20 protein-coding genes are annotated in these 21408 nt (G+C 70.4%); 15 read left to right on the top strand and 5 right to left on the bottom strand.

Going from position 1 to position 21408, the window contains the following annotated elements; all coding sequences use genetic code 11:
• The first annotated feature begins 59 nt into the window (after positions 1-59).
• Positions 60-797, top strand: coding sequence for a ferritin-like fold-containing protein (locus ABZ876_RS01365; RefSeq protein WP_361772538.1), 738 nt, complete (start codon positions 60-62; stop codon positions 795-797).
• Positions 798-913: 116 nt separating this feature from the next.
• Here ABZ876_RS01365 and ABZ876_RS01360 read toward each other — a convergent pair whose 3' ends face one another.
• The 4 genes from ABZ876_RS01360 to ABZ876_RS01345 all read right to left on the bottom strand — a co-directional run bounded on the left by ABZ876_RS01360 (position 914) and on the right by ABZ876_RS01345 (position 3060).
• Entirely contained in the window at positions 914-1183 is a 270-nt protein-coding gene (locus ABZ876_RS01360) for a hypothetical protein (RefSeq protein ID WP_361772536.1), read from the bottom strand.
• Positions 1184-1421: 238 nt separating this feature from the next.
• Positions 1422-1649 (bottom strand): DUF3107 domain-containing protein, encoded by a 228-nt coding sequence (locus ABZ876_RS01355; protein ID WP_234514282.1) that lies wholly within the window; start codon positions 1647-1649, stop codon positions 1422-1424.
• A 166-nt stretch (positions 1650-1815) separates the two neighbouring features.
• Positions 1816-2472 carry a TetR/AcrR family transcriptional regulator gene (locus tag ABZ876_RS01350; protein ID WP_361772534.1) on the bottom strand — a complete coding sequence of 219 codons (657 nt, stop codon included), beginning with the start codon at positions 2470-2472 and terminating at the stop codon, positions 1816-1818.
• A 357-nt stretch (positions 2473-2829) separates the two neighbouring features.
• Positions 2830-3060: a hypothetical protein gene (locus ABZ876_RS01345; RefSeq protein ID WP_361772532.1), complete on the bottom strand. Its 231-nt coding sequence runs from the start codon at positions 3058-3060 to the stop codon at positions 2830-2832.
• Between the two features lie 222 nt (positions 3061-3282).
• Between ABZ876_RS01345 and ABZ876_RS01340 the strand changes: the two genes are divergently transcribed.
• The 14 genes from ABZ876_RS01340 (at position 3283) to ABZ876_RS01275 (ending at position 19977) form a co-directional block, all read left to right on the top strand.
• Positions 3283-4317 (top strand): alpha/beta hydrolase, encoded by a 1035-nt coding sequence (locus tag ABZ876_RS01340; RefSeq protein WP_361772530.1) that lies wholly within the window; start codon positions 3283-3285, stop codon positions 4315-4317.
• A gap of 185 nt (positions 4318-4502) precedes the next feature.
• Entirely contained in the window at positions 4503-5795 is a 1293-nt protein-coding gene (locus ABZ876_RS01335) for a DUF3152 domain-containing protein (RefSeq protein WP_361772528.1), read from the top strand.
• Positions 5796-5851: 56 nt separating this feature from the next.
• Positions 5852-5944, top strand: coding sequence for an Ms4533A family Cys-rich leader peptide (locus tag ABZ876_RS01330; protein ID WP_361772526.1), 93 nt, complete (start codon positions 5852-5854; stop codon positions 5942-5944).
• A gap of 230 nt (positions 5945-6174) precedes the next feature.
• The gene (locus ABZ876_RS01325) at positions 6175-7893 is read left to right on the top strand and encodes an ABC transporter substrate-binding protein (RefSeq protein ID WP_361772524.1); all 1719 of its coding nucleotides are present in this window, start codon (positions 6175-6177) and stop codon (positions 7891-7893) included.
• 4 nt (positions 7894-7897) lie between these two features.
• Complete coding sequence (locus tag ABZ876_RS01320; RefSeq protein ID WP_361772522.1) at positions 7898-8935, top strand: ABC transporter permease; 1038 nt, start codon at positions 7898-7900, stop codon at positions 8933-8935.
• Positions 8932-9930, top strand: a complete 999-nt coding sequence (locus tag ABZ876_RS01315) for an ABC transporter permease (RefSeq protein WP_361772520.1) — start codon at positions 8932-8934, stop codon at positions 9928-9930. Before ABZ876_RS01320 ends, ABZ876_RS01315 begins: the two co-directional genes overlap by 4 nt.
• Positions 9927-11519 carry an ABC transporter ATP-binding protein gene (locus ABZ876_RS01310; protein WP_361772518.1) on the top strand — a complete coding sequence of 531 codons (1593 nt, stop codon included), beginning with the start codon at positions 9927-9929 and terminating at the stop codon, positions 11517-11519. Before ABZ876_RS01315 ends, ABZ876_RS01310 begins: the two co-directional genes overlap by 4 nt.
• Before the next feature lie 202 nt (positions 11520-11721).
• Positions 11722-13449, top strand: coding sequence for a GT4 family glycosyltransferase PelF (gene pelF, locus ABZ876_RS01305; RefSeq protein WP_361772516.1), 1728 nt, complete (start codon positions 11722-11724; stop codon positions 13447-13449).
• Complete coding sequence (locus ABZ876_RS01300; protein WP_361772514.1) at positions 13449-14807, top strand: hypothetical protein; 1359 nt, start codon at positions 13449-13451, stop codon at positions 14805-14807. Before pelF ends, ABZ876_RS01300 begins: the two co-directional genes overlap by 1 nt.
• 216 nt (positions 14808-15023) lie before the next feature.
• Positions 15024-15983, top strand: coding sequence for an NAD-dependent epimerase/dehydratase family protein (locus tag ABZ876_RS01295; protein WP_361772512.1), 960 nt, complete (start codon positions 15024-15026; stop codon positions 15981-15983).
• Complete coding sequence (locus ABZ876_RS01290; RefSeq protein WP_361772510.1) at positions 15971-16720, top strand: spherulation-specific family 4 protein; 750 nt, start codon at positions 15971-15973, stop codon at positions 16718-16720. Before ABZ876_RS01295 ends, ABZ876_RS01290 begins: the two co-directional genes overlap by 13 nt.
• 63 nt (positions 16721-16783) lie before the next feature.
• On the top strand, positions 16784-17962 hold the full coding sequence (gene moeZ / locus ABZ876_RS01285) for an adenylyltransferase/sulfurtransferase MoeZ (RefSeq protein ID WP_361772508.1): 1179 nt from the start codon (positions 16784-16786) through the stop codon (positions 17960-17962).
• 479 nt (positions 17963-18441) lie between these two features.
• Positions 18442-18720 carry a hypothetical protein gene (locus ABZ876_RS01280; RefSeq protein WP_361772506.1) on the top strand — a complete coding sequence of 93 codons (279 nt, stop codon included), beginning with the start codon at positions 18442-18444 and terminating at the stop codon, positions 18718-18720.
• Between the two features lie 228 nt (positions 18721-18948).
• Positions 18949-19977 (top strand): TIR domain-containing protein, encoded by a 1029-nt coding sequence (locus ABZ876_RS01275; RefSeq protein ID WP_361772504.1) that lies wholly within the window; start codon positions 18949-18951, stop codon positions 19975-19977.
• Between the two features lie 518 nt (positions 19978-20495).
• Here ABZ876_RS01275 and ABZ876_RS01270 read toward each other — a convergent pair.
• Positions 20496-20939, bottom strand: a complete 444-nt coding sequence (locus ABZ876_RS01270; protein WP_361772502.1) for a hypothetical protein — start codon at positions 20937-20939, stop codon at positions 20496-20498.
• Between the last annotated feature and the right edge of the window lie 469 nt (positions 20940-21408).

The raw sequence follows: 21408 nt of genomic DNA, 5'->3' as shown, positions 1-21408 counted from the left end.
TCGTCACACTGATTGACCAGGGACTTCCGAGGGGCGGTGAGCGGGCTATTGTGCGCTTCATGACCACGCCTGACAACGCCCCCGAGGCATCCGCCGAATCCACCGGAGTCGCCGCCCAGGACTGGGCGACGGCCTCTGTCGACCCCCAGTACCGTGCCGCCGTCGTGGACCTGCTCGGCGCCCTGGCGTACGGGGAGCTGGCGGCGTTCGAACGGCTCGCGGAGGACGCGAAGCTCGCGCCCACGCTCGCGGACAAGGCGGAGCTGGCCAAGATGGCGTCCGCCGAGTTCCACCACTTCGAGCAGATCCGGGACCGGCTGACCGAGATCGGCGTCGGGCCCACCGAGGCGATGGAGCCGTTCGTCGCGGCGTACGACAGCTTCCACAAGCAGACGGCCCCCTCGGACTGGCTGGAGGGGCTCGTCAAGGCGTACGTGGGCGACTCGATCGCCAGCGACTTCTACCGTGAGGTCGCGGCCCGCCTCGACACCGACACACGCGCGCTCGTGCTCGCCGTGCTCGACGACACCGGACACGCCAGCTTCGCCGTCGAGAAGGTGCGCGCCGCGATCGAGGCCGAGCCGCGCGTGGGCGGCCGTCTCGCCCTGTGGGCGCGGCGGCTCATGGGCGAGGCGCTGTCGCAGTCCCAGCGTGTGGTCGCGGAGCGGGACGCACTGTCGACCATGCTCGTCGGCGGTGTCGCGGACGGCTTCGACCTCGCCGAGGTCGGCAGGATGTTCTCGCGGATCACCGAGGCGCACACGAAGCGGATGGCGGCGCTGGGCCTGGCGGCCTGACGACGCCTTCCCCGGCTCGGCGGCCCCGGCCGGGCTTTCGCCCCACTCGGGGCGGAGACGGTCACCGGGCCGCCGGAGCGTGCCGTCAGAGTCTGCGTGGGCGTCGGCTTCCGGCCTCAGGCCGTCGCCGACCGGCGCCGAAACCGCTCCGCCGGCCGCAGCAGCAGCGACAGTGAGGCCGCGGAGACGACCAGGGCACCCAGAAGGATCACCAGGAGTCCCGCGGCACCCAGGGCGCTGTGGGTGACGAAGGCGCCGAAGAGGGCTCCCGCCACGCCCGTCGACAGCACCAGGGCCCGGGCCGGCAGGCGGTGCGGCAGCCGGTATGCGGCGGCCCATGCCAGGGCGAACCCGAGGACGGCGGAGCCGAGCGCTTCCAAGAACATGAGCGGTTCCCTCCCGCACGGCTGCTGCCAGGGCAAATCGGTCGTAGCCGGTCCTACCCCTGGCGCGCGGAACACAATCCTCGGCTGTGCGCCGGATGTGCTCCATCCGTGCACGCCGCATGGGGGCGCAAGGGCCGCCGGGCCCTGCGGCGACGGGACGGGAAAGGGGCCCGGCGGCGTGCGCCACCGAGCCCCCTCACTGCTCCGTTCGGATCTACAGCCTGCGCTCCGTTCGGATCTACAGCGTGCCGAAGCCCACCTTGCGCGGGGCCGGCTCGCCGATCTCCACGTATGCGAGGCGGTCGGCCGGGACCAGGAGCTTGCGGCCGTGTTCGTCCACGAGGCTCAGCAGAGCCGACTTGCCCGACAGCGCCTCGGCCACGACGTGCTCCACCTCCTCGGCAGTCTGACCGCTCTCCAGAACGATCTCGCGGGGCGCGTGCTGCACGCCGATCTTGACCTCCACGGCTTTGTCCCTCCGACGGTCAGTGATGTGCGCGGCCGTCCGCGCCGTACCAGCACACATTAGCCCGGTGAGGGGACGTACACGCTCTGCCCCGGAACGCCAGGAGCGAACAGCCGACGGGAACAAAAACCGTGCGGCCCCACCTGGTGGCGCCGCACGGTCCGGCTCAGTGGTGCTGCTCGCTGTGCTGCTCGCCGTTGTACAGCGGGAAGCCCGCGATACCCCGCCAGGCGAGGGACGCCAGCAGCTGCACCGCCTGGTCGCGCGGCACGCTGCGGTCGCTGTGCAGCCAGGAGCGCGCCACGACCTGGGCGAGACCACCGAGCCCGGAGGCCAGCAGCATCGACTCGGCCCGCGACAGGCCCGTGTCCTCGGCGATGACGTCGCAGATCGCCTCCGCGCACTCGTTCGTCACCTTGTCGACGCGCTCGCGCACGGCGGGCTCGTTCGTCAGGTCCGACTCGAAGACCAGCCGGAACGCCCCGCCGTCGTCCTCCACGTACGCGAAGTACGCGTCCATGGTGGCCCGGACGCGCTGCTTGTTGTCCGTCGTCGACGCCAGCGCGGTGCGCACGGCCTGGAGCAGGGCGTCGCAGTGCTGGTCCAGCAGGGCCAGATAGAGGTCGAGCTTGCCCGGGAAGTGCTGGTAGAGCACCGGCTTGCTGACGCCCGCGCGCTCGGCGATGTCGTCCATCGCGGCTGCGTGGTAGCCCTGCGCCACGAAGACTTCCTGCGCGGCGCCCAGCAGCTGGTTCCGTCGGGCACGGCGCGGCAGGCGAGTGCCCCGCGGGCGCGCCGCCTCTGTCTGCTCGATGGCTGTCACGCCGCCTCCCAAAATCGTCCACATGCGGTGTGCGCCGCGCCGCCATCGTACTTTTCGGTAACCGTGCTGTGCGCGGTGCGAGCGCAGAATTTCATGGACCGGACGCCGGCAAAACCCCTGCGGAGCGTGCCGAAGGGGGATAGGCCGGGCAGAGCGCCTCCTCGGCGCCGGCCGATGGCGGACGCACTCTTACCCTGAGCACCCGCTCTCTTACCTTGCGTGACGTCCCGGCCGGGATGCTCGGTCTGTCCGACGCACCCCTCCCGTGCGACGTACTCGTCCTCTCCGGCGTGATCGCTGTCGTGCCTCACCGACACCGGAACGGAGACCGACACCGAGCGCGTGTCCCACCGGGGCTCACCGATAGTCGTCCTCGTCCAGGGAGACGACACGCGCCTGCTCCACGAGGTCCGCCTCGTTGGCGCGCAGGACGTCCTCCTCGGTCAGTGGCTCGTCCCGCGCCGGGGCGAGGTCCCGGTGCTGTTCGGCGGCGTCGTTCTCCGGGGCCTCCACGTCGAGTTCGTCGAGTTCTTCGGCTTCGGTCTCGTCGTCCTCGAACGTCTCGGGATCGGTGGGGTCTACGGCCATGCTGGGCTCCCTTCCCAGAACTCCTGAACGTTCCTGAAGAGGCAGGGTCCACATCCGGGTGCCCTGTTATGAGCCTAGGAGACACTCGATTCCGACGCTATGTGTGGTGAAAAGGGACTCGTCGCGGTTGGCCGAAGCATTGCGGTGGCCGGCGTGCCGGGACGCGTCGGTTGTGATGGCGAACACATGAGCGTCCGCGTGATCGTCTCGTAACATTGGCCCATGTCTTCGACCGAGTTGCCGTCCGTCCCGGCCGCCACCGTTCTCCCGAGAGTGGCGCCCGTCCGGGTCGAGGAGGGTGAGCGGCTCAGGTCGGTGGAACTGCCCGGGATCACCCTGACGGTGCGGTCGAGGCCGCCGCGGCACGAGGATCTGCCGCCCGCGCTCTACGTCCACGGGCTCGGCGGCTCCTCCCAGAACTGGTCCGCGCTGATGCTGCTGCTGGACGGGCTCGTCGACGGCGAGGCCGTCGATCTGCCGGGCTTCGGCGACTCCCCGCCGCCCGACGACGGCAACTACTCCGTCACCGGGCACGCGCGCGCGGTCATCCGCTATCTCGACGCGGCCGGACGCGGGCCCGTGCACCTGTTCGGCAACTCGCTGGGCGGAGCCGTAGCCACGCGCGTGGCGGCCGTGCGGCCCGATCTCGTCCGTACGCTGACCCTCGTCTCGCCCGCGCTCCCGGAGATCTTCGTGCAGCGCGGTGCGGTGCCCACAGGGCTGCTGGCCGTGCCCGGGGTCGCGGCCCTGTACACCCGTTACACCAAGGGATGGACGGCCGAGCAGCGCGTCCGCGGCGTCACGGCGCTGTGCTACGGCGACCCGGGCCGCGTCACCCCGGAGGGCTTCCGCAGCGCGGTCGAGGAGATGGAGCGGCGGCTGAGGCTGCCGTACTTCTGGGACGCGATGGCACGCTCGGCGCGCGGGATCGTGAACGCCTACACGCTGGGCGGGCAGCACGGGCTGTGGCGCCAGGCGGAGCGGGTGCTCGCGCCGACCCTGCTGGTGTACGGCGGGCGGGACCAGCTCGTGGCGTTCCGTATGGCCCAGCGTGCGGCGCGCGCCTTCCGCGACTCCCGGCTGCTGACCCTGCCGGAGGCGGGACACGTGGCCATGATGGAGTACCCGGACCTGGTGGCCTCGGCCTTCCGTGAACTCCTCGCGGGCACCGGTGAGTTGCCGCAGAATGCGAGCGGCCTCGACGCCGGCGCGGCGCGGGGCGGTTCCGAGTCCCGCAGTGCCGGGACGGGGAGCTGAGGCGCGGCGTGGGACGGCACAGCCGCAAGGGGCGGGGCGCCAGGAAGAATACGGACACGGGTGCGGTGCCGGGTATACCGGCCCCGCCCTCACCCCGGCCCACCTCCGCCACCACACCGCCCCTGCCCCGTTCGGCGGCCGAGGCGACGGAACCCCGGGAGCCGATGGCACGACCCCGGGAGCCGATGGCACGACCCCGGGAGTCGATGGCGCGAGCCCGGGACGCGGCGGCAGGCGGCGGGATGTCGGCGAGGCCGGCTTTTGCACCGGGGGCGCGCCCTGCCGACGGCGCGCCCACGCAGGGCGTGCGCCGTGCGGCCCAGGGCACTCCGGCCGTGGGCATCCCGCGTTTCGCCGACGGCACCCCCGCCCATGGCGTGCCCCGCTTCCCGGCCGACGCCACCCCCGCGCACGGCACCCACCCCGTCCGCGGCGATCACCCCCAGCAGCGTGAACCCGGCGGCGGCTGGGGCGAGTTCCGGGGAGGGAGCGGGCCCACGGGAGCGGCCCAGGCAGCGCCCGCCGGTCGCCCCGTGCCCCGGATCCCGCGCCAGCGGAGGCAGAGCGGACCCCGCCAGGAGTACCTCGACGCCTTCGACCGGGGCGCCTCCCCTCGCCGGGTCACGGAGGACCCGGCCGGCGGCCGGCCGGCGACCGAGGACGGTGCCGAGTCCCGCAGGGGATCCGGCAGGGGACGTACGTTCGCCGGTATCGCCGCCGCCGCGGTCACCACCGCGCTCGCCGTGGTCGTCGCCCTTCAGGTCGCCGGAGGACAGGGCGGCAGCCCCGGGCGGTCGCAGTCCGCCACCGGCCAGGCCCGCGACACCCACGGTTCCGCCCTGGGTGGCGGCGAGACCCCGGCCCCGTCCGCCACGCCGCTGACGTACGAGCAGGCCATGGACCGGACGTACCCGCTCGGCGCCACGCTGAAGGGCTCGGGCAGGTTCGCCGCCGTCCCCGGCTCTGCCAAGGCACCCGGCAGGGGGCGGAAATACACCTACCGCGTGGACGTGGAGAAGGGGCTCGGCCTGGACGGCCGCCTCTTCGCCGAGGCGGTCCAGAAGACCCTCAACGACGACCGCAGCTGGGCCAACCACGGCGCCCGTACCTTCGAGCGCGTCTCCTCCGGCAAGCCCGACTTCGTGATCACGCTCGCCAGCCCGGGCACCACCGCCTCCTGGTGCGCGAAGTCAGGACTGGACACGACGGAGGACAACGTCTCCTGTGACTCGGCCTCCACCGAGCGCGTGATGATCAACGCGTACCGCTGGGCCGAGGGCTCCACGACGTACGGTGACAAAATTCACGCCTACCGCCAGATGCTGATCAACCACGAGGTCGGCCATCGCCTCGGCTACGGCCATGTCACCTGCGACAAGGACGGAGAGCTGGCGCCGGTCATGCAGCAGCAGACCAAGTTCCTCGACCACGACGGAATCCACTGCCTGCCCAATCCCTGGCCGTACCCCAGGAGTTGACGAGCGCCGCTTTCGTCACATTGACACGCGGGAAAAGATCATACATATTTCTGCCCATGTCGCACCGTCACGCCCTCGCCTGCGCCGCCATCGAGCTGGCGCTGATCGGCGTGAGCCCGCTCTGCGTGGCCGACATCCACTGTCGCTGACGCCCGCCTTCGGCGTGAGCGTCGCGTTCTCACCACCCCCGGGAAGCCCCAGAGGCACGAGAGCCCGGGAATCCCACGTGAACCCCCCACGGAACCCGTGATCCCACGGCGACCGCACGGTTGCGCGCTGTTCGACGACCCGACGCCGGGGCCGACGCCTGCTTCATTACGTCTCACTCCTCGTCAATTCGTCTCGCATCGCGAGACACCTCCGAGAGGTCGTCATTCCCATGCGTCAACCGTCCGTCGTAGCGCGCCGCGTGGCAGCGGCATCCGTAGGCCTGGTCGTGGCAGCGGGCGCCGCCGCCTGCGGGCCGAAGGACAACGATGCCAAGGGCGCCGGCGGCGACTCCACGCCGCACAAGGGCGGCACCCTGACCGTCCTGAACTCCCAGCCGCAGCAGGACTTCGACCCGGCACGCCTGTACACCTCCGGCGGCGGCAACGTGCCCTCCCTGGTCTTCCGCACCCTCACCACGCGCAACCGCGAGAACGGCGCCGCCGGCGCCGAGGTCGTGCCGGACCTCGCCACCGACACCGGTCGCCCCAACAAGGACGCGACCGTGTGGACGTACACCCTGAAGAAGGGCCTCGAGTACGAGGACGGCACTCCGATCACCTCGGCCGACATCAAGTACGGCATCGAGCGCTCCTTCGCCCCCGAACTCTCGGGCGGCGCTCCCTACCTGCGCGACTGGCTGGCCGGCGCGGCCGACTACCAGGGCCCCTACAAGGACAAGAAGGGTCTCGACGCCATCGAGACGCCGGACAGCAGCACCATCGTCTTCCACCTGAACAAGCCCGAGGGCGAGTTCCCGTACCTGGCGACCCAGACGCAGTTCACGCCCGTGCCCAAGGCGAAGGACACCGGCACCCAGTACGAGGAGCACCCGGTCTCGTCCGGCCCGTACAAGGTCGTCAAGAACGACAACGACGGCGAGACGCTCGTCCTGGAGCGCAACACGTACTGGTCAGCGGCGACGGACGACGAGCGCAAGGCCTACCCGGACCGGATCGAGGTGCGCTCCGGGCTGGACTCCTCGGTGATCAACCAGCGTCTGTCCGCGTCCCAGGGGGCGGATGCCGCCGCGGTCACCACGGACACCAACCTCGGACCGGCCGAGCTCGCCAAGGTGACCGGCGACAAGGAACTCGCCTCGCGCGTCGGTACCGGCCACTTCGGCTACACGAACTACCTCGCGTTCAACCCCACGGTCAAGCCGTTCGACGACGTCAAGGTGCGGCAGGCGATCTCGTACGCCCTCGACCGGTCCTCGGTCGTCAACGCGGCGGGCGGCTCCTCGCTGGCCGAGCCCGCCACCACCTTCCTGCCCCACCAGAAGTCCTTCGGCTACACGCCGTACGACCTCTTCCCGGCGGGCAGGACGGGCGACCCGGACAAGGCCAGGGAACTGCTGAAGCAGGCCGGTCACCCGAACGGGCTCACCATCACCCTGACGCACTCCAACAGCAAGGACTTCGAGACCAGCCCGGAGATCGCGACCGCGATCCAGGACGCGCTCAAGAAGGCCGGCATCACCGTCAGGCTCCAGGGCCTGGAGGAGAACGACTACAAGGACAAGATCCACAGCGTCAGGACGGAGCCCGGCCTCTTCCTCGCCCACTGGGGGGCCGACTGGCCGTCCGGCGGTCCCTTCCTCGCCCCGATCTTCGACGGCCGGCAGATCGTCAAGGACGGCGCGAACTTCAACACCGGCCTGCTGAACGACACGTCGGTCAATGCCGAGATTGACGCGATCAACAAGTTGACCGACCTCGACGCTGCCGCCAAGCGCTGGGGCGCACTGGACAAGAAGATCGGCGGGCAGGCCCTCGTCGTGCCCCTGTTCCACCCCGTCTACAAGCGCCTGTACGGCAAGGACGTCAAGAACATCGTGATCAGCGACTGGACCGGTGTGCTGGACATCTCGCAGGTCGCGGTGAAGTAGCGCCGTGAGCGAGGCACTTGTCACCCCCCAGTCTCCCGGGACGGACACGCCCGTCCCGGGAGGCTCGGGGGCCCGGCTCTTCTGGCGGCGGCTGCGGATGCAGCGCGCCGCCCTCGTCGCGGCGGGCGTCGTCGCGCTGCTCGTCCTGGTCGCGCTCGCGGCGCCCCTGCTCACCGCGCTCGAGGGCCAGGACCCGACCACGTACCATCCCACGCTCGTCGACTCCGCGCGCGGCGGCGTCCCCGTAGGACCGCTCGGCGGCATGGGCGGCGACCACTGGCTCGGCGTCGAGCCGCAGACCGGACGCGACCTGTTCGCGCGGCTGGTGTACGGCGCCCGGGTCTCCCTCGGAGTCGCGCTGGCGGCGACCGGCATCCAGGTCCTCGTCGGGGTCGTGGTCGGTGTCGCCTCCGCTCTCGGCAACCGATGGGTTGATCAACTGTTGAGCCGGGCCACCGACGTGATCGTGGGCATGCCGCTGATGATCATGTCGCTGGCACTGCTCGCGATCGTGCCGGCCGGCTTCCCGCGGCCCGTCCTGGTCACCCTCGTCATCGGGCTGATCGCCTGGGGCAACACCGCGAAGATCGTGCGCGCGCAGACGCTCACCCTGAAAGGGCTCGACTACGTCTTTGCCGCCCGGCTCAGCGGCTGGCCCACCTGGCGGATCGCACGCCGCGAGCTGCTGCCCGGCCTGGCGGCGCCCGTCATCACGTACGCGGCCCTGCTCGTCCCCATCAACATCACCGTCGAGGCCGCCCTGTCCTTCCTCGGCGTCGGTGTGAAGCCGCCGACGCCGTCCTGGGGGCAGATGCTCACCGCCGCCGACGTCTGGTACCAGGCGGCGCCGCAGTACCTCCTGCTCCCGGCAGGCGCCCTCTTCGTGATCGTCCTCGCCCTGACCGTCCTCGGCGACGGCGTCCGCACGGCCCTCGACCCGCGCGCGGCCTCCCGCCTGCGCGTCGGCACCGGCCGCTCCCGCGAGGACAGGGCGAGCGGCAAGCAGACCACGACGGGCACCACGAAGGGAGCGGACGCATGAGCGGCCTCGGCGGCTTCGTACTGCGCCGCGCCGTCGGCGCCGTGATCACCCTGTTCGCCATCTCCGTGATCGTCTACGTCGTCTTCTACGCCACCCCCGGCGATGTCGCCCAGATCACCTGCGGCCCGCGCTGCTCACCCGAACAGGTGCACCAGGTCGCCCAGCAACTGAGGCTCGACGAGCCGCTGTACATGCGCTACGGGCACTTCCTTCAGGGACTCCTGGTCGGCCAGGACTACTCCACCGGCACGTCGGTGGAGCACTGCGCGGCCCCCTGCCTCGGACTCTCCTACCAGAGTGACCAGCAGGTCACGGACCTCATCCTGACGAAGCTCCCGGTGAGCCTGTCGCTCGTGTTCGGCGCCATGGTGCTGTGGCTCGTCCTGGGCGTGGGCACCGGCATGCTCTCCGCCTGGCGGCGCGGCAGGCCCACCGAGCGCCTGCTGACCGGCATCACCCTGGCGGGCACCGCCACGCCCGTCTTCGTCATCGGTCTGGTCCTGATGATCGTCGTCGGCGGCGAGCTTCACCTGCTGCCCTTCCCGCAGTACGTCGCCTTCACCGACGATCCCGAGCAGTGGGCGTGGAACCTGCTGCTGCCCTGGCTCTCCCTCGCCCTGATCGAGGCGGCCACCTTCGCCCGTCTGACCAGGGCGTCGATGCTGGAGACGCTCGCCGAGGACCATATACGCACCTTCCGGGCCTACGGCGTCGGCGAGCGCTCGGTCGTCGGACGGCACGCGCTGCGTGGCGCGCTCGCGCCCGTCATCGCGCTGAACGCCAACAACTTCGGCTCGTCCGTCGGCGGCGCCGTGCTCACCGAGACGCTCTTCGGACTGCCCGGCGTCGGACAGGAACTGGTCCAGGCGGTGAAGGTCGTCGACCTGCCGGTGGTCGTCGGCATGGTCCTGGTCATCGGCTTCTTCGTGGTCGTCGCCAACGCCGTCGCGGACGTGCTGTACGCCGCCGCCGACCGAAGGGTGGTCCTCGCATGAGTCTCGTGGAAGTGACGGATCTGACCGTCGGGTTCGGCGGCCTCCACGCCGTCGACGGACTCTCCTTCCGGCTGGAGAAGGGGGCCGCACTGGGCCTGGTCGGCGAGTCCGGCTCGGGCAAGTCCACCGTCGCGGCCGCCCTGCTGGGGCTGCACCGCGGCACGGGCGCCAGGGTCGGCGGCTCGGTCCGCGTCGCCGGCACCGACGTGACACGGGCGTCCGAGCACGAACTGCGCCGGCTGCGCGGCGGGAAGGCCGCCATGGTCTTCCAGGACCCGCTGTCCTCCCTGGACCCCTACTACGCGGTCGGGGACCAGATCGCCGAGGTGTACCGGGTGCACACGCGCGTGTCGCGGCGTGCCGCACGCGCGCGTGCGTCCGAGGTGCTGGACCGGGTCGGAATCCCGGACGCGGCACGGCGCGCCCGCTCCCGCCCGCACGAGTTCAGCGGCGGCATGCGCCAGCGCGCCCTGATCGCCATGGCACTCGCCTGCGAGCCCGAACTGCTGATCGCGGACGAGCCGACCACGGCACTGGACGTGACCGTCCAGGCGCAGATCCTCGACCTCCTGCACACCCTGCGCCAGGAGACCGGGATGGGGCTGCTGCTGGTCACCCATGACGTGGGCGTCGCCGCGGAGAGCGTCGACGAGGTTCTCGTGATGCGTCACGGCAAGGCCGTCGAACGCGGCCCGGTCGCCACCGTGCTGGGGGAGCCCCGCGAGCAGTACACCCGGGAACTGCTGGGCGCGGTCCCGCGGGTGGACGCCCCCCGCACGCGCGAGGGCGCCGCATCGGACGAGGCCGTCCTCGAGGCGTCGGGACTGCGGCGCGAATTCGGGCGCGGCAGGCGCACGTTCGCCGCCGTGGACGACGTCTCGCTCACGGTACGGCGCGGCGAGACCCTCGGCATCGTCGGGGAGAGCGGCAGCGGGAAGACCACTCTGGGCCGCATGCTGGTCGGGCTGCTGGAACCCACGGCCGGCGAGGTGCGCCACGGGGGCGTGGTCCGCTCCGGAGTGGACCCGGCCGTGCAGATGGTGTTCCAGGACCCCGTCTCCTCCCTCAACCCCCGGCGCAGCGTGGGCGAGTCGATCGCCGATCCGCTGCGGGCGCGGGGGAGGGGCGAGCGGCGCATCCGGGATCGCGTATGCGAACTGCTCAGGCGCGTGGGGCTCGAGGAGGCGCACTACGACCGCTACCCGCACGAGTTCAGCGGCGGACAGCGCCAGCGTGTGGGCATCGCGCGGGCACTCGCCGCCGATCCGCGCGTCATCGTCTGCGACGAGCCGGTCTCGGCGCTCGACGTCACCACCCAGGCACAGGTCGTCGCCCTGCTGGGCGAACTGCAACGCGAACTCGGGCTCGCGCTCGTCTTCGTGGCGCATGACCTGGCCGTCGTGCGCCAGGTCAGCGACCGGGTCGCGGTGATGCGCCGTGGGCGGATCGTCGAGTACGGGCCCGCCGACGAGGTCTACGACGCGCCCCGCGACCCGTACACGAAGCAGTTGCTGGCGGCCGTACCGGCGCTGGACCCCGCGGTCGCGGCCGAGCGGCGCGCGGCCCGGACGGTGCTCGCGACGGTGTGAGCCGCCGCACGACGACGAGCGATCGCCCCATCGCTTGACACGAGTGAACGCGGTCTGCACGCGAAAGTTACGACCGTTCACCCCTTTTGGTGGCGCGACGGACAACCGTCCGTCGCGCCACCGCCTCGTCCGCTTACGTTCGTCCCGCTGCGAGCCGCCGACGTAACGGCGGCTCCCCATACGGGAGATCGGGGGTGCACTCGTGCGCATCGGACTGCTTACGGAGGGTGGCTATCCGTATGTGAGCGGTGACACCAGGCTCTGGTGCGACCGGCTCGTACGCGGACTCGGGCAGCACGAGTTCGACATCTACGCGCTCAGCCGCACCGAGCGGCAGGAGACCGAGGGCTGGGTCCCGCTGCCGCCGCAGGTCGCCCGGGTGCGGACGGCCCCCCTGTGGACCGCGGGAGACGACGGGGCCGCCCAAGGGCGCCGGGCGCGGCGGCGGTTCACCGAGGCATACGCGGAACTGACCGCCGCTCTCTGCACTCCACCGCAACCAGGGGCGGCGCAGGACGCTCCGGGAATGGACGGCCCCGAGGCGGACCGTTTCGGCAGTGCCCTGTACGCGCTCGCCGAACTCGCTCGCGACGCGGGCGGACTGATCGGCGCCCTGCGGTCCGAGGCCGCCGTACGGGCCCTGGAACAGGCCTGCCGGGCACCGCGCGCACTCCAGGCGGCGCGCACGGCGCGCGTCCCCGAGCTGCTCCATACGGTCGCCCACCTCGAACGCGCCCTGCGCCCCCTCTCGCTCGACTGGTACGAGGACGACGGCCTCGGCTCGGTCGACCTCTGCCATGCCACCGCGGGCGGCACCGCGGCCCTGCCGGGGCTCCTCGCCCGGCACTTCACCGGAATCCCGCTGCTCGTCACCGAGTACGGCGTGCAACTCCGCGCGCACTACCTGGGGACCTCGCACAAGACGCCCCCCGCGGTGCGCGCGCTGCTCGCCTGCTTCCACCGCCTGCTGGCCGCCGAGGTCTACCACCGGGCCGCGTGTGTCACACCCGGCAACACCCACGCCCGCCGCTGGCAGGAACGGTGCGGCGCCGACCGCGACAAGCTCCGCACCGTCTACCCCGGCATGGAGGCCTCCCGCTTCGCGGAGGTGGGCGAGGCGGCCGACCGCGCGGACCCGCGCACGCTGGTCTGGGTCGGCCGCGTCGAACCCGCGAAGGACCTGATCTGCCTGCTCCACGCCTTCGCCGTGATCCGCAAGGAGGAGCCGAAAGCCCGGCTGTGGATCGTCGGGGCCCCGGCGGGCGCCGAGGGCACGGCCTACCTGGGGCAGTGCAGGGCGCTGGCCGCGCAGCTCTTTCCCGACGAGGCCGACGGCGTGCACGACATCGGTGACAACCCGGTGTCCTTCGAGGAGATCGGCGGTCCGGAGGCGCCCGATCTGGCGGACGCCTACGCGGCGGGCGCCGTCGTCGTCCTGTCGAGCGTCGTCGAAGGCTTTCCCATCAGCCTGGTGGAGGCCATGTTCTGCGGCCGGGCGACGGTGTCCACGGACGTGGGCGCCGTGGTGGAGGTCATCGGCGGCACGGGCCTCGTCGTCCCGCCGCGCAACCCGCGCGCGCTCGCCGAGGCGTGCCTGGCGCTGCTGCGCGACCCCGAGCGCCGTGAGCGCCTCGGCGCGGCCGCCCGCGCCCGAGCCCTCGAACTGTTCACCGTGGAGCAGAACGTCGCGGCGTTCCACGATCTGTACCTGGAGATCGTCTCCCACTCGCCCGTGCGGCGCGTACTCGTGGACCGCACCGGTGAGCCGCTGCCCTTCGGAGCACCGGCGGAGGCCCATCTGCCCGGCCGCTGGACCGAGCCGCGACTGCCGCGTGGCCGCCCCCGCTGGGCGTGGGCGCCGGGCGAGGCGACGCCCCCCGTACGCGCCACCGGTCTCCAGGAAGCCGTCCCGGCGGCGAAAGGCGCGTGATGAGCGGCTTGGAAGAACTGCACCGCCCCGGCACCGCGGCCCCCGCATCCGGCCAGGACCCGGCTCGGGCCGACGCCCAGGACCCGGATCCGGCCGTCGCCCAGGACCCGGCTCGGGCCGACGGGCTCCCGGCCGGCCGTGGCGCGGTCGAGCCCGCGCTTCACGAGGGCGCGGAACCGGCTCCCGGGCCCCCCGCCCGCGGTGGCGCCGCCGACCCCGTCCCCGTCCGCCATGGCGCCGTACAGTCCATGTCTCCCGGGGGCGCGGCCCCGTCCCCGAGGCCTCACGCCCGCGGCGGCCCCGCAGACCCCGTCAAGGCCCTCATGCACCGGCACCGCGACCTGTGCGAGCGGGCCGTCGACCCCCTGGAGATCGCGGCCGGCCTCGAGGCCCACGGCCTGACCGATCGCGCCGCCGCGCGCTTCCGGCACCGGGATGTGTTCGCGCTGGCCGAGGAGATGTACGCGCGCGTACCCCGCGACGGCGACCGCCCCCCACCGTCGCCGGCCTCGGCGGACGCCCTACGTGAGTCCCGAGCATGGGCCGCACTGGTTCTGCTCCCGGGCGCCCTGTGCACGGGCGCCGTCATCGTGCTCCGGCTCACCGACGGCAGGCTCCGTCTCGCCGCCGCCGCGCTCGGCGCCCTCGCCGTCGCGCTGGGAATCCGAGCGGCTCTCGGCCGCGGCCCGCTGCGCGCCCCCACGCACCGGTCACCCGCCGCCACACGCGTGTGGACATGCTGGCTCCTCGCCCACGCACTGCTCGGCGACGGCCTGCTGCGCGCCGCGCTGGACGGCGGCCCCGACGGCCCCTGGCCCCCGGCCACCGCGCCGGTCCTCGCCCTCACCCTGGCCTGCGCACCGGCCGCATGGTGCGCCCGCCTCTTCGCCGCAGGCGCCCGCCGCCGGCTCGCCGCCAGTCGGGGACTGACGGAGTTCACAGCGTCGGTCACCCCGCTCCTCCTCGCCGCCGTCGCTCTCTTCGGCTGCGCACTGGCCGCCCTGCTCACGCTGTGCGCAGCCGTCCTCCACCAGGGCGCCGGCTACGCCGGAGCCGGCGCCCTGGGCACGCTTCTGCTGCTCGCCCGGCTGCTCACCGCCTACGGCCACAGCCGCGCCCCGGCCGTCGTCCTCGGCACCGCGACCGCCGTCGAGGCCACCGCCCTGGCCACGGCCTTCGCGGGCCGCCTCCCCGGCTGCGGATTCCTGGCCACCCCGGTGCGCGCCCTGGCCGACGCCTTCGGCACGAACGCCGTCCCCGCCCTGGTCTGCGCCCCGGCCGCCCTGGCCCTGCTGGTCCACGCGACCCGCACCCTGACCCGGGCCTCGGCCCATGCCCGGCCCCCCGGATCCCCCTGAGCCCGGCCCATGGCACCCACACCGCCCTGAGGCCCGGCCCATGGCACCCGCAACGCCGGCGCCATGAGCCGCAACCACTGCCCGGGACCCGCTCCCGCGCACCTTCCTCCCGCGGGGCCGACACCGCGGGCCCCTCTCATCCCACGGCACCACCCCCGAAGGAGAACGCCAGATGATCACCTCCCGAACCGGAGAATCCGCCCCGGGAGCCGCCCGATGAGGGTCCTGCTGATCGGAGCCAACGGATACCTCGGCCGCTTCGTCGCCGACCGCCTGCTCGCCGACCCGGCCGTGCAGCTCACCGCGCTCGGCCGCGGCGACGACGCCGACGTGCGGTTCGATCTCGCGTCCGGCAGCCCCGGCGCACTCACCCGCTTCCTGGACGCCGTGCACCCCGGGGTCGTCATCAACTGCGCCGGCGCCATCCGCGGCGGCGCCCGCGAACTCACCCGGCACAACACCGTCGCCGTCGCCACCATCTGCGAGGCCCTGCGCCGCAGCGGGTGCGGGGCCCGCCTGGTGCAGATCGGCTGCGGCGCCGAGTACGGGCCCAGCCAGCCAGGCTCCTCCACGGCCGAGGACGCCGTGCCACGCCCCGGCGGCCCGTACGGCGTCAGCAAGCTCGCCGCCACCGAACTCGTCCTCGGCTCCGGGCTGGACGCCGTCGTACTCCGCGTGTTCTCGCCCACCGGGCCCGGCACACCCGCCGGCTCCCCGCTCGGCCGCCTCGCCGAGGCGCTGCGCCGCGCCATGCAGTCGGGCGACGGCGAACTCAAACTCGGCGGCCTCGGCGTGCAGCGCGACTTCGTGGACGTACGCGACGTCGCCCGCGCCGTCCACGCCGCGTCCCTCTCCGCCGCCCAAGGCGTGATCAACATCGGTTCGGGCCGCGCCGTGCGCCTGCGGGACGCGGCCGCCGTGCTCGCGCGGGTGGCCGGCTACGGCGGTGCCCTGCACGAACTCGACGGGCCTCCCGTGCCGGTGCGGCCGTCCATCGGCCACCCCCGCACGGAATCAGAGCATGCCGCCCCGGTCGCCTACCCCTATCCCGACGGCTGCGGCAGCTGGCAGCAGGCCGATGTGCGTACCGCCCGCGACCGGCTCGGCTGGCGGCCCCGGATCAACCTCGAGGAGTCCCTCGCCGACATCTGGATGGAGGCGGCATGCCGCATCTGAAAAGCACCACGGCAGGCACCGCGAGCACCGGTCTGGGCGCCGGCCTCGGCATCCCCGGATATGCGCACCCCTTGGTCGCCCCCGCGGAGTGGGGCGCGCTCACCCGCCCGGGCACCCCGGTGCACTGGGCCGTTCTCAATGTGAGCGGCGGACCCGGCACCCTTCCCGACCCGCACTGTCTGGAGGCCACGGCACGCCTGCGCACCGCTGGCGTCCGGGTTCTCGGTCACCTCGACGTCACCCAGGGCGCGCGACCCTTCGGGGAGGTGATCTCCGACGCGCACCGCTACCTCGACTGGTACCGGGTCGACGGCTTCCTCCTGGACCGGTGCCCCACCGAACGAGCCGAGCTCCCGGAGATCCGCCGCGTGATCACCACCCTCCGGGTGCTCCTCGGCCACGGGCACATCGTCCTGGGACACGGCACCCACCCCTACCCCGGATACGCCGAGAACGCCGACCAGCTGGTCACCTTCTCCGGCTCCTGGAACGACTACCGCTGGTCGCAGGTGGCCGAGTGGACCGCCGAGTACCCGCCCGAGCGGTTCTGCCACTTCGTGCACGGGGTGCCGCGCGGCCACCTGGAGGAGGCGTTGCGCATCGCCCGCTGGCAGGGCGCCGGAACCGTCTGGTTCACCGACCGCATGGCCCGCGGCGGCCGCACCGACCCCTGGGAGACCATGCCCGGCTACTGGGACGACATTGTCTCGCGCCTCGGAACAGGTGTCTCGGAATGAAGAAGGGCGTGGCAGTGTTACGAGGAGAACAACCGTAGTGATTGACCGACCAACGGAGTCCCCGTGTCGCTGCCACCCCTGGTCGAGCCGGCTGCCGAGCTCACCGTAGACGAGGTCCGCAGGTACTCCCGCCACCTGATCATCCCCGACGTCGGGATGGACGGGCAGAAGCGGCTGAAGAACGCGAAGGTGCTCTGTGTGGGCGCCGGCGGTCTGGGCTCGCCCGCGCTGATGTACCTGGCCGCGGCGGGCGTGGGAACGCTCGGCATCGTGGAGTTCGACGAGGTCGACGAGTCGAACCTCCAGCGCCAGATCATCCACAGCCAGGCCGACATCGGCCGCTCCAAGGCCGAGTCGGCGCGCGACACGGTCAAGGGCATCAACCCGTACGTGAACGTGATCCTTCACGAGGAGCGGCTCGAGGCCGACAACGTGATGGACATCTTCGGCCAGTACGACCTGATCGTCGACGGCACGGACAACTTCGCGACCCGCTACCTGGTCAACGACGCCTGCGTGCTGCTGAACAAGCCGTATGTCTGGGGCTCGATCTACCGCTTCGACGGCCAGGCCTCCGTCTTCTGGTCGGAGCACGGCCCCTGCTACCGCTGCCTGTACCCGGAGCCCCCGCCGCCGGGCATGGTGCCCTCCTGCGCCGAGGGCGGTGTCCTCGGTGTGCTGTGCGCGTCCATCGGTTCCATCCAGGTCAACGAGGCGATCAAGCTCCTCGCGGGCATCGGCGAGCCGCTGGTCGGCCGCCTGATGATCTACGACGCCCTGGAGATGCAGTACCGCCAGGTCAAGGTCCGCAAGGACCCCAACTGCGCGGTCTGCGGCGAGAACCCCACCGTCACCGAGCTCATCGACTACGAGGCCTTCTGCGGCGTCGTCTCCGAGGAGGCCCAGGCGGCGGCCGCCGGCTCGACGATCACTCCCAAGCAGCTCAAGGAGTGGATCGACGACGGCGAGAGCATCGACATCATCGACGTCCGGGAGCCGAACGAGTACGAGATCGTCTCCATCCCGGGCGCCCGGCTGGTCCCGAAGAACGAGTTCCTCCTGGGCACGGCCCTGGAGAACCTGCCGCAGGACAAGAAGATCGTCCTGCACTGCAAGACGGGTGTCCGCAGTGCGGAAGTCCTCGCCGTCCTGAAGTCGGCCGGCTTCGCGGACGCGGTCCACGTCGGCGGCGGCGTCATCGGCTGGGTCAACCAGATCGAGCCCAACAAGCCGGTGTACTGATCAGCTCGCTGGCTGACCAGCGAGACAGAAGAAGCCCACGGCTCTGACCAGTTCAGATGCCGTGGGCTTCTGTCGTTGTTGGTTGGCATCGGGTGACCTCGCACGGCCCAGAGACGGCCCGGCGGCTGCCCCTAGACCACTCTGCCCTTCCTGCCGAGCGAGTCACCCAGGGACCTGAATGCACGGCCAAGCCGCTCATTTGCCTCCGCCGGCGGTTCCGGGATAAGCGCGCCAGCAGCGATGTGCTCGCCGAACAGCCACAGCACCTCGTAGAGGTCCTCGGCGCTGTCACGGTCCAGGCGCAGAGCGATGCTCTCCGGTCCGGTGTCTCCTGGCTCCCAACCTCGACACGCATTCGACTGCGGCAGCCTGATGGGCGCGCGTCATTGATCTCGTGGAACTCCGTAGGCGTTGTCCCGCAGCTGGACACTCACCGACCCAGGACGTGATGCCCTAGGGGGGTCGGCTAGCTTGCACGGATGACTGACTTGGAACCGCTCGTGCCGGCACTTACCGGCCTGCTCGTTGACGTCGTTTGGTGGCTTGAGAGTTGTGGGGACGAGGAGGTAGACCCCGACTCCGCTATGAAGGTGATGGAGGGTGTGGGCGGGGAGCTGCTGCAACTGCCCTCAGACCAGCGCCATCGGCTCTTGCAGGCACTCGCAGGCTTGGCCGAAGCGGAGGAAGATCCTGCGCGGCGGGAGGTACTGGAGTCGTTCCCCCTTGCCATCGGCTTGGTTGGGGACGAAGAGAACTGAGTACGACAGCGGACGGTGGTGCCAGGTCAGTCACCACTGATCATCGGCGGCTGTGACGTGCGGCCGCCTTATCGATCAACGTCCTGACCTGCTGCTGAGGTCAAAAGGTGGCCACTCCTACCTTGCACGAACTCGGTAGATAGGGCCGGGAAAAAATGCTTCGAGTCTACACTTGCGGGGTAGGTCGTAATTATGTTTCTCGGCGCGACTCACCATTTCCGCAGGCCATTGGCATTTATAAGCCACGCCACCGTCGACAGGCCTGTTGTCGATCAACTCGTCGAGGCGCTGCTCGCAGCGCATATTGATGTCTGGTACAGCCACACGCATATAGGCTTCGGGGACTCGATACCGGAAAAGATTAGCGGGGGGCTAGAGGTCAGCGATGCCTTATTGGTGGTCTTGTCAGTCAGGTCACTTACATCCGGCTGGGTCAGGGCAGAGTACGAAAGCTTCCTGATGGATGAGATTGAGTCCGGCAGTACCATGGTCATCCCGGTTAGAATCGATGACTGCCAAGTTCCGCCTCTACTCCGCCGAAAACTCTCATTCAACGCGTCAATCAGGAAAGGCAGGCTCACATACCTGGAGGAGGATTTTACCCGAATGTGTCATGCGATCAAGGGAGTCAGCACTCAGGGGAATCTCTCGACGCTCACGGGTTCACCCGAGATGAAGTACCATGCTTCCCTGATCGCCATGGTCATCTCTGGAGTGATCGAGGACTTCCCAGTCAGTAAGGTCACGACGGAACATCTCCTGGCCGGGCGCGAGACCGGTCAGATGTACCGTACCATCGCAGCTTTGATAGACAAGTTTCAAGAGCTAGTGGACCAAGTCATATTGGCCGTGGGCGGGCAGGGGGGACAAATCGACGACTACAGCCCCGAGCACTTGGCGCGTATATCGACAGCCAACCGACGCCTGGACGTCATCCATGACGACATGAAGACCCTGTCCACCTCCCTGACGAAACTTGCTGGAGACGGCGATCCACTCGCCCAACGCTTCACGGCAGTGGCAAACATCGCCGTACAGATTGAAAACGCGGAAGGTATTGCCTCCACGATGCTGCAGGGACCTGGACTGCTGGCCGTTGCAGACACGATGCCGCGGGAGTACCTAGACGAGGGAGGCGGAACTTTCAGCACTCGCTGGTTCAATGAAGTCGCGGAACTGAATCAAATTCTCCGGGATCTCCACCGCTACCGCAACCAACTCCGTACGGAAAGCGCACATCTGATCGCAGAGTTGTAGGACAAGTCGACGCCTCATGGCCTGCAGATCATTAACTCGCGGATCCGTGCTTCCGGCGGCATCCGCCTGCACAAACAACAAGACCCCGCACCCAGCGAACTCGCTGGTGACGGGGTCTTTGGGCACCTCATGCTGGGTGCCCCGGCAGGATTCGAACCTGTGCACACGGCTCCGGAGGGCAAGAGCCCTCGCAACACATAGGGGTATCTGACCTGCAAGGACCCGACAACGCGACTGACGGCAAGCGGTAGTCACTCGCGAGTCATCCGTGAGATGCAATCGGGGAGTGGACTCCCCACGCCGACGGAGATGCTCGGCGTTCTGGAGGAGGGCTGGGGCATCCTGCTGATGGGCGCCGTGATGACGCCGACGAGCGACAGATCCGATGCCAAGATGCACTCCGCGGGTCGGACCAGGGCTTCGGCGCAGTCGGCGGTCATACGTTTCGTGATCACTTCGCGCCTTCTGCGGAATGCATCTGGACCTTGGCGGTTCGAGGCCGGGCAGTCGGCGGGCCTCTACGGATGCAGGTAGTGACACTGCCGCGTCAAGTAGATCGCACTTGAGTACAGCGTGGCGCAGGCCCGGCCGGTCTCCCATCGGTATGGCCCTGCCGGGTAGTCGATCCGAACGTACCCATTGTGAGTGCAGGACTGGTGAGCGGTGCCCTGGATATGCCGATAGCGGTTGTTCCGGATGTCGTAGTAGTCGAAGTCGATCCACCAGTTGCACAGACTGCCCCCGGAAGTGACCTGTGCGCGGTCGTAGGAAAGGGCGATGCCCCGCCCGTCGATCACGTGGAGCAGCGTCCCACTGGGGATGCACTTGCCGAACGCGCACACAACGCCCCATGTGGAGTTGCCGGCGGCGTAGGCAGCCGCGGCCGGTGCGGTGGCTAGGCCCAGCACGCTCGTCAGGGCGAGGGCGAGCAGGGTCAGCCATCCCCGGGTCATGTTTCGCATATGCGTTCCCCCTGTGCCTGGTGCAGTACCAGTAAGTTCATCAGAGGAATGTGTTTCCGGGGACGGGGTGAAGGGGGGCGCCCGGCGTAAAGAGCGTGGTGAGTGAAGCGTGTCACGCCCCCTACCGAGAATGTCAGTGCTCGGGGATCCGCTGAGCCCGATGGAGGATCTCCTGAACGAGGTCCTTGAGCTTTGGCGTTCAGCACATGCCGCCGCCAGAGCCGGCACCGTGGATACACAGGATGCTGAACGTTCCTACGCCCCATGCCGCAGTAGAGCGAACGGTTCCGGAGTGATTGTGTCGATCGAGCCTCGCATCCCGTCTGACCTGCGTGCGAGTCAGTCTGTTGTCGTGTGAGGATGCGCGCCGTGTCGGAGGTGTGTCGAAGGGCTGTGGCAGAAACCCGAATTTCGCCGTGGGTGAGTGTCGTCCAACCGCGTTCCGCACGCGGACGGAGCCCTGCGGCGA

It is taken from the genome of Streptomyces sp. NPDC046931 (genome assembly GCF_040644655.1).
In the GTDB taxonomy this organism is placed as follows: domain Bacteria; phylum Actinomycetota; class Actinomycetes; order Streptomycetales; family Streptomycetaceae; genus Streptomyces.
The sequence above is the reverse complement of the archived record's forward strand: the minus strand, read 5'-3'. Positions and strand labels throughout refer to the sequence as shown.